Annotated in this window: 12 protein-coding genes and 3 pseudogenes; 12 read left to right on the top strand and 3 right to left on the bottom strand. The window is 66.4% G+C overall.

Going from position 1 to position 15111, the window contains the following annotated elements; genetic code table 11:
- Nucleotides 1–722: 722 nt before the first annotated feature.
- The 9 genes and pseudogenes from AOK16_RS29240 (at nt 723) to AOK16_RS12865 (ending at nt 11345) form a co-directional block, all read left to right on the top strand.
- Nucleotides 723–1624: pseudogene (locus AOK16_RS29240) on the top strand (transposase).
- Between the two features lie 172 nt (nt 1625–1796).
- Entirely contained in the window at nt 1797–2954 is a 1158-nt protein-coding gene (locus AOK16_RS12900) for a GNAT family N-acetyltransferase (RefSeq protein ID WP_055472403.1), read from the top strand.
- A 270-nt stretch (nt 2955–3224) separates the two neighbouring features.
- Nucleotides 3225–4127 carry a TauD/TfdA family dioxygenase gene (locus tag AOK16_RS12895; RefSeq protein WP_157859196.1) on the top strand — a complete coding sequence of 301 codons (903 nt, stop codon included), beginning with the start codon at nt 3225–3227 and terminating at the stop codon, nt 4125–4127.
- A 154-nt stretch (nt 4128–4281) separates the two neighbouring features.
- On the top strand, nt 4282–5202 hold the full coding sequence (locus AOK16_RS12890; protein WP_055472401.1) for a Fe(II)-2OG oxygenase family protein: 921 nt from the start codon (nt 4282–4284) through the stop codon (nt 5200–5202).
- 15 nt (nt 5203–5217) lie between these two features.
- A complete protein-coding gene (locus tag AOK16_RS12885) occupies nt 5218–6417 on the top strand; it encodes an NAD/NADP octopine/nopaline dehydrogenase family protein (RefSeq protein WP_055472400.1) in 1200 nt (399 codons plus the stop codon).
- A 28-nt stretch (nt 6418–6445) separates the two neighbouring features.
- Nucleotides 6446–7663, top strand: coding sequence for an ATP-grasp domain-containing protein (locus tag AOK16_RS12880; protein ID WP_240483543.1), 1218 nt, complete (start codon nt 6446–6448; stop codon nt 7661–7663).
- Between the two features lie 35 nt (nt 7664–7698).
- Nucleotides 7699–8934: an MFS transporter gene (locus tag AOK16_RS12875; protein WP_055472398.1), complete on the top strand. Its 1236-nt coding sequence runs from the start codon at nt 7699–7701 to the stop codon at nt 8932–8934.
- Nucleotides 8927–10195 (top strand): aspartate aminotransferase family protein, encoded by a 1269-nt coding sequence (locus AOK16_RS12870; protein WP_157859194.1) that lies wholly within the window; start codon nt 8927–8929, stop codon nt 10193–10195. Before AOK16_RS12875 ends, AOK16_RS12870 begins: the two co-directional genes overlap by 8 nt.
- Before the next feature lie 40 nt (nt 10196–10235).
- Nucleotides 10236–11345 (top strand): M20 family metallopeptidase, encoded by a 1110-nt coding sequence (locus AOK16_RS12865; protein ID WP_055472396.1) that lies wholly within the window; start codon nt 10236–10238, stop codon nt 11343–11345.
- Between the two features lie 218 nt (nt 11346–11563).
- Here the strand turns inward: AOK16_RS12865 and AOK16_RS28965 are convergent, their stop codons facing one another.
- The 3 genes from AOK16_RS28965 to AOK16_RS28215 form a co-directional block, all read right to left on the bottom strand.
- Complete coding sequence (locus AOK16_RS28965) at nt 11564–11692, bottom strand: hypothetical protein (RefSeq protein ID WP_276202498.1); 129 nt, start codon at nt 11690–11692, stop codon at nt 11564–11566.
- 233 nt (nt 11693–11925) lie between these two features.
- A complete protein-coding gene (locus AOK16_RS12860; protein WP_157859193.1) occupies nt 11926–12219 on the bottom strand; it encodes a hypothetical protein in 294 nt (97 codons plus the stop codon).
- Between the two features lie 732 nt (nt 12220–12951).
- Complete coding sequence (locus AOK16_RS28215) at nt 12952–13167, bottom strand: hypothetical protein (RefSeq protein ID WP_240483541.1); 216 nt, start codon at nt 13165–13167, stop codon at nt 12952–12954.
- An 83-nt stretch (nt 13168–13250) separates the two neighbouring features.
- Here AOK16_RS28215 and AOK16_RS28210 point away from each other — a divergent pair.
- The 3 genes and pseudogenes from AOK16_RS28210 to AOK16_RS12850 all read left to right on the top strand — a co-directional run.
- Nucleotides 13251–13598, top strand: a pseudogene (locus AOK16_RS28210) (family 20 glycosylhydrolase); the annotation flags it as partial.
- Between the two features lie 86 nt (nt 13599–13684).
- Nucleotides 13685–14878 carry a discoidin domain-containing protein gene (locus tag AOK16_RS28205; protein ID WP_240483540.1) on the top strand — a complete coding sequence of 398 codons (1194 nt, stop codon included), beginning with the start codon at nt 13685–13687 and terminating at the stop codon, nt 14876–14878.
- Between the two features lie 47 nt (nt 14879–14925).
- A pseudogene (locus AOK16_RS12850) lies at nt 14926–15111 on the top strand (hypothetical protein); the annotation flags it as partial.

Genomic DNA, 15111 nt, shown 5'->3' with positions numbered 1-15111 from the left:
CCCCCACCCCTGTAATGGGAGGGTCAAGGAATAAGTGACCGCAATACATGGAAATTCAGTGATCCCGGCCCCTGTTTAAGGAACCGGGGTCGCTGCCTGCGGTGCCGTTATGGGCGGCACCGCCAATAGGTGAGCCAGTCGTGGGCGTGCCGCGCCATGTTCTTCTTCCAGGGCTGGGGATCAGTACACGCAATCTCGTCCCACGCTCGGGCGTTCGCCTCCGAGAACGCCATCACGGTGCATGGGGCGCGGTTGACCACGAAGGGACGTGCTTGCTCGTCCGTGCGTCCGCATTCGGTGCGGTATGGCCGGCTTCCGTGAGTCGCAGGATGAGCACGGCAGGGTCGATCCATGCGGCGCCGCGGGTGGGCCATGCCCAGTCGATCAGGTGAGCGCGGTCGGTGACGAGCATGTTGTGTGTGGGCAGCGTGTCGCCGGCGAGATGCTCGACACCGGCGGGGCTTGCGTAGCCGCTCCACCGATCATCGGCACGCCTTTGACGAACAGGACCGTGTCGGTGGTGTAAACGGTGGCCGCGATGGCGGAGTTCGCGCCGGCTGTCGCTGTCTCAGTCCGCAGGATGGGCCCGGTCTGTGCTTCGGCGGCGCGGCGGGTGCTGAGGGGGAGGTCGGCCCAGTGGATGCGGTCTACGGGCACGTTGGGGCTCCGGGGGTGGGGGGCTGGCGTTCGGTGAGCGATTCCAGGATCTTCGGCTTGTGGAGCTGCGATCCGCTCGTGGAAATGGTCAGCATGATGCCGAGGTCGTAGGCGTACGCGGAGCCGGACTGACTGCCGAACGACAGCAGTTCCGCTAGGAGTTACGGCTCAAGGCGGCCGAGAGGTTCGCCCGGGGCGAGGCGAGCTCGGTGATCGCCAAGGATCTGTGGTTCAGCGTCCGCTCGGTGCAGCGATGGCGGCAGATGTGGAACGAGGGCGGTCTGCGGGCTCTGCAGTCACAGGGGCCGGCGTCATTGCCGCGGCTGAGCGAGAAGCAGTTCGCCCAGTTGAAGGCGGAGCTGGCCAAGGGACCTGCCGCGCACGGCTGGGAAGACCAACGCTGGACCCTGGGCCACGTGAAGAGGGTGATCGGTCGGCGCTTCTACTTGGCCTACACGATCTAGGGCGTGCGCAAGCTGCTGCTGGTGCGCAACGGCTGGTCCTGCCAGGTCCCGGCCTGACGGGTGATCGGGCGGGACGACAAGGCAGTGGCCGGCGACGGCCGCTGTGAGGGCCGCAAGAGTTTCTCGTGCGCGACTACCGGGACCTGCTGATCACCGCCTACCAGCAGCTCGGCGCCCCGATCGTGCTTGTCTGGGACAACCTGAACGTCCACAAGGCTGCTGGCCTGCGGGAGTTCGCCGCCTCACGGGACTGGCTGACCATCTACTACCTGCCGTTTATGCACCCGACCTCAACCCCGTCGAAGGGATCTGGCCCCTCCTGCGACGCGGCTGGTTCCCCAAGCATCGCCTTCAGCACCCCCGAACACCTTGTCCAGCGCATCCGACGCGGCCTGCAACACATCCAATACCGCCACCTCATAGACGGCTTCCTCGCCGAGGCCGGCGTGACCATCAGACTCCACCTGAGCAACCCAACGACACCACGAGTGCAGCCTCAGTGAGAATGTAGGCGGACCGTCAAAATCTCCCGCGCCGTCAAGCAACTTCAGCAACAACAGCGTCAAGCATGAGCTGGGACTGCACAGCCAATTCGAGACAGCTCAGTCCCTACCCTGGTCAGGGCACCGGAACCCGGAATTGACAGGCCGCTTATGCGCATGTGAGGTTCCTGAGATGACCAGGATCGACCTTGTGTACAGCCTCTCCGAGATCGATGAGAGCGAGTTGGCGCCCCTAACGCAGGGCCGCTCCTTCTACGTCAGCGGTCCGTGGCTGCGGGCATACGAAAGTCTGCGAACACCGGACGTGGTGTATGTCACACACAGGGACGACATGGGTCGGCTTGATGGACTGCTTCCCCTTTACCGGCAGCGGCCCGACACATTGGCCCCGTACGACGCCTTCGGTACCTATCTGCGCGGTGCCGGAGAGTTTGCCGAAGCGGACTGGTCGCCAAGTCTGGTCCTTGGGCAGAGTGCTGCCTACTGCAATGAATTCCTCATTGTGGCTGACGCCGGACCGGGAGCGGAGTCCTCTGTCGTCGCGGACCTGCTGCGGGCCGCGGAAGAACAGCGCATGCGATGGGGGGTGCCAGCCGCATCCGTTCTCTATCTGAATCGCGAGGGCGCCCGTCAGCTGGCTGCGGTGCCCGGAACCCCGCAGCCGTTCATCTGCGACGTCGAGTGTGAAATCGACGTCGAATGGGACTCCTGGGATGGATATATTCAGTATCTGCACTCCCTCGGCAGGAAGCGGTCTGCCTCAGCCCGTCGTGAGACGGAGGAATTCCAGGGGGCTGGATACACGGTCTCACCAGCCCGGCTTGGTGAGCTTTTGGAAGAGTGTAACCGGCTCTTTACCAAGCTCCAGGATAAATACGGCGACCGTACGACCATGGCGGAACGGGCGCACTATCTGAAGATCCTGGCGGCCGAGGCCGACAGTCATAGTCGGCTCTTCGTGCTGCGTAGGGACGAGGAGATCCTGGGGATCTCCCTGGCCTTCCTGTGGGGGGACACTGTGTACATGCGCCAGCTTGGGCTTGACTACGAGCGGTTGACGGGGGCAGCGGAGTACTTCAACCTGACGATCTATGAGCCGATCCGCTTTGCCATCGATCACGGCTACCGGCGGGTCCACCTGGGGCGCGCCTCATACGACGCCAAGATGTTCCGCGGGGCCAAGGTTCGCCCACTTATTGGCGCCTGCTGGTCGGCGACCGCCGAGTCGCCGTTGGCTCAGGCCCCCTTCGCCGCGTGGAATCGGCGGCGCGCCGAGGTTGCTGAGTCGGGCGACCGGAAGCTGGTCATGGCGGCCTTCGGACCGCGCTGACCTGCGTCACAGTCACAGAACGGATCGGTAAAGGCCTCCCAAAGATATGTCATACTTGCCGGCATGATCATCTGAAATATTCAGGATGGGTAAGATGTGCCCCGAATCGCTCCGGCGCTGACGGGTGAGTCGAGGAGCCGAATTGGTTGAATGCTAACCAACTGCCTGCTGGTCGATGTCTGGATTTGTCCGTGATAGCTTCAATGCATGGCAAGTGCCGGAATAGAACCCATTTCAGTTGAATCTGGTTTCCCTTCGACTGTGTGCTACGTGGGGACCGTCGAAAATCCCGTCAAAACCCTGACCGACCTGGACGAGGTGCAATGTAATGCGGTGAAAACCCTCCTCGAAGAAACCGGTGCAGTGCACTTCCGTGGCTTCAATGTGCTGACTATCGACGAATTCGAGGAGGTCGCCGAGGCCCTCCTCGGCGACTTGGCCGCCTACAAAGGCGGCGACGCTCCCCGCAAGGCCGAGCGGGGCCTTGTATACAACGCTTCAGGGCCCGACAGGACGCGTGCAGTGCGAGCCCACAACGAGCTCTCCTACGCCCCCTGGCATCCCGGCACTCTGCTCTTCGGCTGCAGCATTGTGGCAGCCGAGGGCGGCGCTACTACCGTCTTCGACGGCAGCCGCGTCTACTCAATACTGCCGCCTGCAGTTTGCGACGACTTCACCGAGCGCGGCATCACCTATATCCAGCACCTCCCGCACGCAGCCGGCGATCCGAGCGGTATCAAGTCATGGCCCGAAACCTTCGAGACCGAGGACCGTGACCAGGTCATCGAGCACTGCCAAGAGCAGTACACCTCGGCCAAGTGGACCCCGATCGGTCTGCTGACCACCAACCGCACCCCGGGCACGATCGAAGTGGGTGCCGACCAGCGGCCCGCCTGGTTCAATCAGGCCCACATCTGGCGCAAGGACCCCGCCACGGTGCCCGACGTCACCGACATGGACCGCTGGGAGAGCTGGATCGGATACGGCGCTACCTTCGGCGACGGCACCGAGATCCCTGAGGAGCACATGCGGCAGGTCGCCGAGGCTCTCGCCGCCTGCGAGGTGCCCGTGCAGTGGGAAGCCGGCGACCTGCTGCTGGTCGACAACCGGGCTGCCATGCACGGTCGTAAGCCCTACAGCGGCGAACGCCAGGTCTTCGTGGCCTTCGCCTGACGGTCTGCGACGCATCACCCGAAGTAACCCGCCGCGCACCCGCCACCGTTGACGCACCTGCGCAGCCACCCTCACCGCTGAACACCGCATGCCCTGCGCTCCGCCGCGCAACACGCACGCCGTGTGCCGCACCCCGGGACGAAAGGCCACAACCATGCGCACCCTCCCCGCTCTCGACCTCACCAGCGAGCAGCAACAGCGCCTCGCCGAACTCGTCGAGCAGGTCCTTCACAACTGCCCTGGTCAGACTGAGTTCCGCTACGTCAGCTACATCCGCGGCCACCTGACCGTCCGCTCGGAACTCGGCTTCGCCAGCGCGGCCTTCGCTGCCGCGGGGGGCAAAGCAGTGCACCTACGGAACCTGCCGCAGTTCGACGACGTGGAGCGCAGCAAGATCCTCTGCCTGCTGCTCGGCGAGGCGATCGGCACCGCAGTGGCCTATGCCGAGTACAACCACTCGTACATCACCGATATCCGCCCCACCACGCTCTCCGAGGAGAAGAGCTCCGGCCTGGAACTGTTGAGCATGCACAACGACCTTGCCTGGGCGAATGACAACTGCCGTCCGCGCACGCTGGTGTTGGTGCCACACATAGCCACCGGTGAAGTGCCGAAGACGCTGCTGGCGCCAGCGCTCGACATTCTCGACCTACTCTCCGAGAAAACCAAGGAGGTGCTGCGGCGGCCATGGTTCGAGGCGCGCTCCGGCTCAGCTCTGACCTGGGGATACGAACGGGTGCGGCGAATGGAGCTGTTGGTGGAGGCCGAGGGACAGCCGCCGGTGCTACGGCTCAACTTCGGCACCTTCACCCCGGCTGCGAACCTAGGGGCTGAGGACACCGAGCGTGCCGTCCGCGCCCAGGAGGAGTTGGGCCAGGCGGCGCTTGAGGTGGGCAGACGACTCGGCATCGCAATCCAGAAGGGCGAGTCGCTGCTGGTCCCCAACGACCACTGCATGCACGGCCGCGACACCATTGAGCCGGGCACCTGCGAGCGGTTGCTGTTGCGTTCCTACGTCCTACCGGACGGGGTCGCCGCGTGCCACGGGAGCAGCCTGGTCCAGCTCAGTAGCTGACGGGGCGGCCGCTTTATGACCGACATCGTTATCATCGGCGCAGGGCACGTGGGCCTCACGCTGCTCGCCGATCTGCAGCTCACCAAGCCGTTCCACGGGTGCACCGCGGTGCTCCTCGCCTTCGACCACACGGGCGTGCTCGATCAGCGCGCCCGTGACCGGACGCGGCTGACTATGGAGAACTTGGTCACCGGCGCCGTAGAAGGAGTAGTGCTCGACCCGGCGCAGTTCGGTTCCCTGTGGAGCGAGCAAGGGCACGAGGCGTTGCAACGAGCCGGAACCATCTTCGTCACCGTGCCCGACATCCCCGATCTCCGGCTCGACCTGCTGGACCATCTGGAACGCACTGTCGACCTAGCCGGCAAACTGATCGTTTTCGTACGCGGAGGGCAGGGCGGGCAACCTGTGCTCGCCAAGTGGATCAGGGACAACCCTCAGGTGCAGGACACTTCCGTCGTCTTGGTGGAGGACTCCTTCTACGGAACTCGGGTGCTCGGCGAACGGATCCAGTTCAAGCGCAAGATTTCAGTGAACGTCTCGGTCTACTCACCCGAGCCTGACGCAGCGCTTGCCACCTTGCGCGGCATGTTCCCACTAGGAACGCAGATCAGCCGGCCCTCCTGGCCTGACATGGCCGTCACCGACGGCATCGATCTGCAGTTCAACCCGCTCGGCTACATCATCCATGTAGGAGTGGCGCTCGACCCCGCCAACCTCGCCAAAACCCGCGAGGGCATTCGCTACACCCATTACGTCGAGGGCATCTCCCCCGAACTGGCCACCCGGCTCGACCTGCTGGACCAGGAACGGGTCATGCTGGCCGAAGCCATGGGAGCGCAGGCGCAGACCTTTCCAGACATCATCCAGCGGCAATACGGGCTCCCTCCTCAGCCGACCTTCCACACCATGATGCAGTCCTGTCGGCCGATCTACCGGTCGTTGTCAAGCGGCAGCATCGAGGAGCTGAGAACCTCGCGGGTGCTGCTGGAGGACATGCCAGCCTTCCACACGATCCGATGGCTAGCCAGCGCCTGCGGCATCGACATGCCGTACACCAGTGCCTACTTCGACGATGTCCTCGACCGGCTCAAGGAAATCGGCGCCGACTGGCCCCGCTATACGGCGTACCTGCCCTATCTCGACAAGATCGACGGCAGTACCGCCGAGCTCAAGGAACTGCTGAACCACCCGCACCGTAAGAGGACCGAGGTCTGATATGCCACAGCGAATACGTCATGTGCTGATGGTCAATCGGCGCCGGCAGGAACTGGTGACCCGCATTCTGAAGGACCCCGGGCTGCGGCTGTCCCTCATCACCGAAGAGAACTGCCTGCCGTCCTACGCCGACACCGCCGCCATGGCATCGGTCACCCTCGTTGACGACGTGCAGAACCTGGACTCTGTGCGACGGGCCACGCTGAAGCTGCTGGACCGCTTCACGTTCGACGCGATCGTCGGCCCTGCGGAGAGTTCGATCCCCACGGCTGGATATCTGCGCAGCTACCTCGGCTTGCCCGGCATTCCGTTCGACGTCGCCCACGCCTTCTGCAACAAGAACGCGATGAAAGCAAGGCTCAACCGGGCGGGACTCCCCGTGGCGCGCCGCACGCTAGCCCCGCAGGACGGGAGCGTGGCGGACTTCCTGCGCCGGCACGGTCTCCCCGCGGTGATCAAGCCGGTCTGGGGAGACGGTGCGGCCAATGTGCACGTCGTACGCGACGAGACGGACGTCACCGAGCTGAGTCGCCCCAACGGCCCTCTGCTGCGGCACGACACCGCGCCCTTCCTTATAGAAGACTTCGTCGAGGTCAAAGAGGAGTACCACTGCGACGGACTAGTGCTTGGCGGAGAGGTCCGGTTCGCGGCCGTTTCGAAGTACACCAACTCGCTGCTGCGAGCCAAGGGCTCCGCATGGGGCTCGTATGTACTGCCGGAGCACATCGACGAGGCAAAGGAACTCGCCGCCGTGCACCGCGATGTTGTGCGGGCGATGGGGCTCACCGATTCGGTCACGCACCTGGAAGTGTTCCGCACTCCGGACGGGCTTGTCGTCGGTGAGATCGCCTGCCGTCCCGGCGGCGCTGGCATCCCGATGACGCTTGAGCGCGCGTACGGGTTCGACCTGTGGGAGCATTTCCTCGCCACCGAGCTGGGCTATCCGCTTGATTGGACCCCAGAGCCGGCGAACGGAGTATTCGCTTACCTGATGTTCCCAGTCCGCCCGGGCACTGTCGCCCGCGTACCGGGACCCGACGTGTTCGCGGACCTCCCCCAGGTAGAGCAGTTGGACATTACCGTGAAGCCGGGCGACCGTATCTCGGGTCTGCTGTACTCCACCAGCAAGGCGGGGATGGCGCTGGTCCGGGTCGGTTCGGTAGGGGAACTGCCCCCCCTGTTCGCGACGCTCGAAGAGCGCTTCGTGGTCGAGTACGCCGAAGGCGCCCTGGGAGCGGACCAGTGAGCGGTGCGACCGCCGTATCCCGCAGGCCTGGCACTATGCGGCACTTCTGGGTGTTCACCAGCGCCTCGGCAGTCTCCAAGTTGGGCAACACCTTCCTCAACGTCGCGATGCCGTGGATTCTGCTGCAGGTCACAGGGTCCGCACTGGTCGCCGCGGCGAGCTTCGGTGTGCAGCTGGCGCCATATGCACTGTCTCCCGCCTTCGGCGTGCTTGTCGACAGGTTTGACCGGCGCAGAGTGTTCATCTGGGCGGAGGTTGCGCAGTGCTTACTGGTGGCGCTGTTGCCGCTGCTGGTGTACCGAGACAGCTCGGTGCCGGTGCTGATCCTGCTCTTCCTCATCGGCTGCGGCAGCCTCACTTCGGAACTGACCAGCGACTTCGGCCTGATCCCCGAGCTGGCCCCGGCCGACAGCCTGACCAAGGCTTACAGCTGGTACACCACCACTGTCTCCATTGTCCGATTCGTCGGCCCCGCCGTAGTCGGTGTAGTGATCGGTACGCTTGGCGCCAGGGCGGCGCTGTGGATCGACGCCGCAACCTTCCTAGCAACTGCGGGCGCAGCGCTGACGCTGCCCCTGCGGCCTGCTCCCAACCAGGGGCCGAGCCAGTTCCGGCATATGCTGCGCAACGGCTTCAGCTCGTTCTGGCGGCTGCGCAGGGTACGCAGGCTCACCGCCGCGCTCGCCGTGTTCAACCTCGGGGCGGGGGCCGTTCCGACTGTGCTTATCGTCCTCGCCCAGACCCACTGGGGCTGGGGTCCCCAAGTCGCGGGCGCCGCCCTCGGCGTCGGGGCGCTCGGTGCTGCTGCAGGCGCCTGGATCACCCCGCGGGTAGCGCGTGGCAAAGGGTTGGAGGCCCGGATTGGCATCTGGTTCTGCGTATGCGGTCTTGGCGGGGCGTTGATGCTTTTCGGTTCCGCGCCGGCCGTTATTGCCGGATTCACTCTGCTGTCCATGGGCGAAGGCGGAATGAACGTCACCACTAATGAGTACCGCTACACCACTATCGCCAAGGATCTGTTGGGCCGGGTCAACGCGATCATCCGCGCCGTAATCATCACCGGAGCGGCCACCTCGTCGCTGGTGCTGGGCGCCACCGCTGAGATCGACAGCCCGTGCCTCTGGCTAGCTCCAGTACTCGCTGGTGGCGTCCTCGCCTGGGGGATCTGGGCCACCAGATCGCTGCCCGCCACCTCTGTCCCTGCCTCTGCCCCTGAACCACCGGCTCGCACGTCCGACCATGGAGAGTGCCATGATTTCCCACGTGCTTGAGAGCACCTACCAGCGGTACGCCGCCAAGCGTCCTGTCAGTAAGCGTCTGCACATGGACGCCCGTTCTGTCCTGCCATCTGGCACGACACGCTCGGTGCTGGACTTCGATCCCTTTCCGTTCACAGTTGCCTCGGCCGCCGGTTGCCTGCTGACCGACGTCGACGGTCATGAATACCTTGACTACCTGGGCGATTACAGTGTCGGACTCGCCGGGCACAACCCACAGGCAGTGCGGCAGGCGGTCGCCGCAGTGCTTGACGACGGCTGGTCCTTTGGCACAGTGGCCGCGGAGGAGGCCGAGGTCGCCAGGATGCTCTGCGAGCGCTTCGACTCACTAGACCTAGTGCGCTTCACTAGTTCCGGCACTGAGGCCAATCTCGTGGCGATCTCGCTGGCGCTGAAATGGTCGGGCCGGGAGAAGGTGCTCGTATTTGACGGCGGATACCACGGTGGTTTCCTCAGCTTCAGTCGAGGCCGCCCATCCCTCAACGTCCCCGTCGACGCAGTGCTTTGCGACTACAACGACCTCGATTCGGTCCGCGCCGCCTTCGACCAGTGGCCCGAGCAGATCGGCTGCGTCCTGGTGGAGCCCATGCTCGGTTCCGGCGGTCGTATCCAGTCCGTCCCCGGCTTCCTCGCAGGCCTGCGCAAGATCTGCGACGAGCAGGGTGCCGTGCTGGTCTTCGACGAGGTGCAGACCTCGCGGATGTCATATGGCGGGGCCCAGGGGCTCCTCGGCGTCCACCCGGACCTCACTACCATGGGCAAGTACCTCGGTGGCGGCTTTGGCTTCGGCGTCGTCGGTGGCGCTGAGCGGATCTTGCTGCAGATCGCCCGGGGCCAGCAGCCTTCGTACGACCACTCGGGTACCTTCAACAACAACCGTTTCTCTGTGTCGGCCAGCGCAGCCATGCTGAAGTCCGTGCTCACCCGGGAGAGCCTCGATGCGCTCTTCCAACGCGGTGAGCAGCTGCGTGGCCAGGCCGATGCGCAACTGCGCGAGTACGGTTTCCAGGCCACCGGTTGGGGCTCGTTGATTGGGATCCACCCGACCGACATACCGGTTGCACGGACCAGTGATTTGGCGGATGCGGATCGGCGGCCGATTGAGCTGCTTTTCCACGAACTGCTCGACCGTGGCATCTATACCGGCAAGAGCGGCTTCGTCACCCTGTCACTACCGCAGACTCCGGAGACCGACGCACGCTTTCTCGAGGCGTTGGAGAGCTCGCTGCAGGTAGTCGCGCGCGCCTGCCGGTGAATCCCGTTGCTCCGACACTCACGTTGCCGAGCCTGAAGGTATGGATATGCACCATAGCAATAAGATCAACACCGAGGAGATGCTCGCCGACCTGCGGCAGCTAGTCGAGGTCGAGTCGCCCTCCCGCGACCTGGCTGCCCTTGAGGAGTCAGCCAAGGCCGTTGCTGAGGTTCTGGAGAGACGATTGGGCGGCAGCGCAGTCCTGCTGCCGGGGGAAGCCGGGACTCACGTCCGCTGGTCCGGTGGGGGCACCCCACAGGTCCTCGTCCTCGGTCACCACGACACGGTATTCCCCAAGGGCACCCTTGCCATGCGCCCTTTCCGGGTGGCCGATGGGCACGCGACGGGGCCCGGCGTCTTCGACATGCTGGGCGGACTGGTGCAGGCGGTGCACGGGCTCGCCGCACTGGACGATCTGTCAGGCGTGGAGATCCTCGTTACGGCGGACGAGGAGGTGGGTTCGGGCACTTCGCGGGCGCTCATCGAGGAGTTGGCGCAGGAGTGCGGAGCCGTGCTGGTATTTGAGGGCGCTGCGGAAGGCGGCGGGTTGAAGATCAGCCGCAAGGGTTGTGGCACCTTTCGAGTGAGCATCGAGGGGCGCGCGGCGCATGCCGGTCTTGAGCCAGCCGCCGGGGTGAACGCCCTAGTCGAGGCGGCCCACCAGGTGCTGGCCATCGCGGCGCTCAGCCAGCCGGAGATGGGCACGACGGTGACGCCGACGGTCGCCGTCGTGGGCAACTCGGACAATGTAGTGCCGGCTGAGGCAACGGTTCTGGTCGATGTGCGCGTCGAGTCGTCTGTGGAGAAGGACCGGGTCGAGGCGGCGTTCACCGCGTTGACCCCGTACCTTCCCGGGGCCCGGATCAAGGTTCAGGGCACCGTGGGGCGTCCCCCGATGCCCGAGACCGCGGCCGCAGAACTGTTTGCTATGGCGCAGCAGTTGCAGCCAGGTATTGAAGGCAAGGCGGTCGGCGGCGGCAGCGACGGCAACTTCACCGCCGCGCTGGGTGTGCCGACCCTTGACGGGCTAGGCGCCGTTGGCGGCGGTGCGCACGCCGAACATGAATACCTGGTGGTCAATGCGATGGCCGAACGGGCTCGCCTCGTGGGCGGACTGGTGGCCTCGATCTGCCACGCCTGTCAGGACTGAGCCGCAGCCGCCGCGCCCCGGGACTACTGTAAACAAACGCCGCAACACGGCGGCCGCTCCGGATCCGGGCGGGGACGGGCCCACCCCTGGCCGGGGTCCAGGGGTGGAGCCCTCTGGTTTACGGGATGGGGGCAGCTCCCAGCGGTAGCTGGGGGAGGGCGAGGTTAAAGCAACCTCACACCCCCTCGCGGCTGATCGGCTCCGGGGCGGGGATTCGGTCAGGCCACGTCGCCGCGGGAGGTGCCCAGCTTCGGGTCGTCCAGCCAGTTCTGCGACGAGACGTCGCGGATGTTGGCACCGTACGTGCCCCACCGCGGCTTGTTGCCCAGGTTGTCCCAGGTCCGCACCCCGTGCGCGAGGCCAGCTGCGAGCCGTCCAGATAGTTCTGGATCGATCCGCCCGTCCCCGAGTTCGTGGTGATGCCCAGCTCGAGCTTGTGCCAGACCCCCGGCGACCAGTTCCCGTGCCGATCAGGTTCCACTGCTCGCCCGGAGCGACGTAGTACGCCCGCAGCACGCTGCCGTTGATCTGCATGATGACCGGGTAGTTCTGCTGGTGCTGGTCGTTGGTGCCGTTGGATTCACTGGAAGACCGTGGACGCGTCGCCGGTCTTGGTCATGGACGACCAGCCGAACCACAGCGTCTTGTTGTTGCCGAGCTGTCCCTCGGCCCCCGCCATGCTGTGACCCTCGCACCGGTCCGAACCGGCGATCTTGTGGAATTCGAAGAAGTTCCCGTGGCTGTCGCCCCAGTTCTTGATCCTCGAGGATGCCCCGTTTTCGCACAGGACCGCGGCGAAGACGCCAAGTCCCTTGTCCGCGTTGCCGTCCCAGAGGGCCGAGGCGCCGGCCGGGTTCGCCGTGATCAACGTCATCGCCGCGGCGAGGACCGGCAACGAGAGTAGCCGCTTACGTATGGAGACTTCCTTTCGCCCTTTGACGTGCGGGAAGCTGTCTGACGTGTGGGGTGACCGACCCTGGGCAGGCGGCGACGGCCGTGCGCCCACGAGTTGGACCGCGAGGTGGCTACCGGCTCAGCCGCAGCAGCGCACCTGGTTCCAGCTGTTCCAGCCCATGGGCGGCGTGCGCGCCAGGCCGTTGTCCAGCGCGACGGTGCTCGGTGCGAGGGCCAGGGCCGTACGCGGTGGTGGCACCCAGCGTGGCTAGCAGCCTGATAGCGCGTCCTGAGGCGCGTCCGGCGGTGTGTCTGGTGGTGTGCGAACCGAGTCGTGGCATGGGCGAACTTCGTTTCATCGGGGCGGGGTTGCGGCTGCGTACTCCTGGCGCCTCACATCCCCGACCCGATCAGGTTCGGCAGCGGGCGGCGCGTCTGCGCGCGCCTGGGCGCGCAAGTCGGTGACGACGCCGAGTGGCAGCGGCTGACCGGGCCCTGGGTGAGCACGGCATGGAAGACCGCGACGGCAGCGGGTGGCGGCGAGCCGCCGCCGCGCCGTGGGAAGCCCGGGTGCGGGGGCGCAAGGCGGCGACCGTACTGCAAGAAATCGGCTAACTGAAGAGTTGAACAGGGGAGTTGGGTGCTTCTACGCTCCCTCCTCGTTGGCTGGCTGCCGTCCAAGCGGGACAAGGGAGTCGGACATGTCGAACGGTCAGCGTGCTCGCAGGTCCCGCTCTCCGTGGGCGTTCACCGCGACCGCCGCCCTGCTCGCCACCGCGCTGAGCGCCCCCGCGGCCGAGGCGGCCAACCCCGCGCCGGTCACCGTGCCGTCGATCCGCTCGTGGGAGGGCGGCCGGGGCACATGGCAGCTGACGCGGTCGAGCCGGATCGTGCTCAGCCCTGATGACCACGGTGCGCTGGCCGGCACGGCCGCGCTGCTGGCCGAGGAGCTCACCGACCAGGAGGGCGTGCGGCCGCCCGTCGTGACCGGCCCGGTACGGCGTCACGATCGTGCCGGAGATCGACCTGCCCGGCCACGCCGCGGCCATCGGCAAGGCCCGCCCGGACCTGGCTTTCTCCTGCGCGAGCATGTCGGTGCCGCAGGACGTCCCGTGGGAGGGCGCGGACAGCGGGCACTGGACGCTCGACTACACCAAACCCGAGCCCCGTCGGTTCGCCCGCGCCCTGGTGGCCGAGGTCGCCGACGTCTTCGACTCCCCGTACCTGCACATCGGGACGGACGAGGTGCCGCTGACCGCGGCCCAGGAGGCGTGCCCCGAACTCGTCGCCTACCAGAAGGAGAAGGGATACCCGTACCCCGGGGACGTCCTCGTCGAGTTCATCGACGAGCTCGACGAGGTGGTCCGGGCCAAGGGCAGGACCACCCAGGTCTGGCAGGGTGGGAGTACGACCAGCGGACCAGCATCGCCCCGGACCGGCGCATCGTGGTTAACGAGTGGTTGCGCGCCCCCGAGGCCCGCGCGGCCGAAGGGTACTCCGTGGTCGGCTCCCAGGACGGGCCGCTGTACGTCAGCCCGGGCTTCGGCGCGAAGACCGGCAGCTACGGCTTCTTTGACATCCGCAAGACCTACCGGGACTATCTGTTCACCGCGGCCCCCGGCATCCTCGGCTACCGGGTCTCCCGCTGGTCGGACCGCACCCAGACCTTCGCCGTCGGCTGGGTGGACCACTTCGCGCGCCGGCCGTTGGCGGTCGTCGCCGACCGTACCTGGGCCACCCCGGCCGGATCCGCGGTGCAGCCCTTCCTCGACCGCTACGACCAGGTGGGCGACGTGGGTCCGATCCCGGCCGCCGACCCGGCCGACCTGGAGTCGCAGATCGGCGCCAACCCGGGAATGGCCGGCCAGGACGGCTGGCGCGCGACCGCGACGAGCGAGGAGACCGCCGGGGAGCCGGGACAGGCGGCCAGGGCCGTGGACAACGACCCGTACGCCCACTGGCACAGCGCCTATGACGCCGCGCTGCCGCAACAGCTCTCCGTCGACCTCGGCAAGGAGCGGCGGATCTCCGGGGTCCGCTACATGCCGCGCCAGGACGGCGGTATCAACGGCATGGTCAAGCGGTACGAGGTGCTGGTTTCCGCGGACGGCTGGTCCTGGCACCAGGTCGCCCGAGGCGAATTCCCCGCGGACCGCACCGAGTTCGTCGTACCCTTCGCCCGCGTCGCCGCCGCCCGGCACATCGCCCTGCGTGCGCTGAGCGAGCACGGCGGCTCCGGCACGTACCTCGACCGCCGAACTCGACGCGGTCCTGGCCCGCTGAGCAGGGGTCGGCCCACTGGGCGCGGAGGTCCGGGCCCGTTGGGCGGAGGCTTGGGCCCGCTGGGCGGAGGCCGGACCCGAGTCATGAAGATGGTCCAGGCCGGAGCCGACCGGCCTGACCGCTGTCCTGACGGGCGTCGGGCGTGGCAACGGTTGTCGGGCATGGCGCGTACCCCCTTCCGGAGTGGTGGACCGCTCGCCCCGGGTATTGCATACAGTCGACGCATACCGTACGGGTCCGGCTATCTCGCAGGTCCGGAGAGTTGTCCAGGGGGGCGTGCGCGGATCGGCGAATTCCGGGCCCACCCGGGCGCCTTGGACGGGCCTGCGGGCCGCGCAGCCGCTACTGTCCGGTAGGTACGTGCTTGTCCCGCCCGTCCGTGCAACGAGAGCGGAGAAGTTCGATGCCCCTCACCCTCAAACCCGGAACCGCCTGGCAGGACGCCTGGCAGCGAGCCCTCGCCGCCGCCCCGGAGGCGTTCCGGGAGGACCGCGTGCGCAACCTCTGGAACGGCGCCTGGCAGTCCGACGGCCACCCCCTCCCCGCCATCAGCCCCGTCGACGGCATCGAGGCGGGGCGGGCCCGCGAT

Source organism: Streptomyces pathocidini (assembly GCF_001418495.1).
GTDB classification, from domain to species: domain Bacteria; phylum Actinomycetota; class Actinomycetes; order Streptomycetales; family Streptomycetaceae; genus Streptomyces; species Streptomyces pathocidini.
This window is presented reverse-complemented; position numbering and strand designations above follow the sequence as displayed.

Excerpts from the sequence above, each read along its gene's own strand:
- AOK16_RS12900 (WP_055472403.1), top strand. The coding sequence starts at position 1,797 with ATGACCAGGATCGACCTTGTGTACAGCCTCTCCGAGATCGATGAGAGC.
- AOK16_RS12890 (WP_055472401.1), top strand. The coding sequence starts at position 4,282 with ATGCGCACCCTCCCCGCTCTCGACCTCACCAGCGAGCAGCAACAGCGC.
- AOK16_RS12885 (WP_055472400.1), top strand. The coding sequence starts at position 5,218 with ATGACCGACATCGTTATCATCGGCGCAGGGCACGTGGGCCTCACGCTG.
- AOK16_RS12880 (WP_240483543.1), top strand. The coding sequence starts at position 6,446 with ATGGTCAATCGGCGCCGGCAGGAACTGGTGACCCGCATTCTGAAGGAC.
- AOK16_RS12875 (WP_055472398.1), top strand. The coding sequence starts at position 7,699 with ATGCGGCACTTCTGGGTGTTCACCAGCGCCTCGGCAGTCTCCAAGTTG.
- AOK16_RS12865 (WP_055472396.1), top strand. The coding sequence starts at position 10,236 with ATGGATATGCACCATAGCAATAAGATCAACACCGAGGAGATGCTCGCC.
- AOK16_RS12860 (WP_157859193.1), bottom strand. The coding sequence starts at position 12,219 with ATGACGTTGATCACGGCGAACCCGGCCGGCGCCTCGGCCCTCTGGGAC.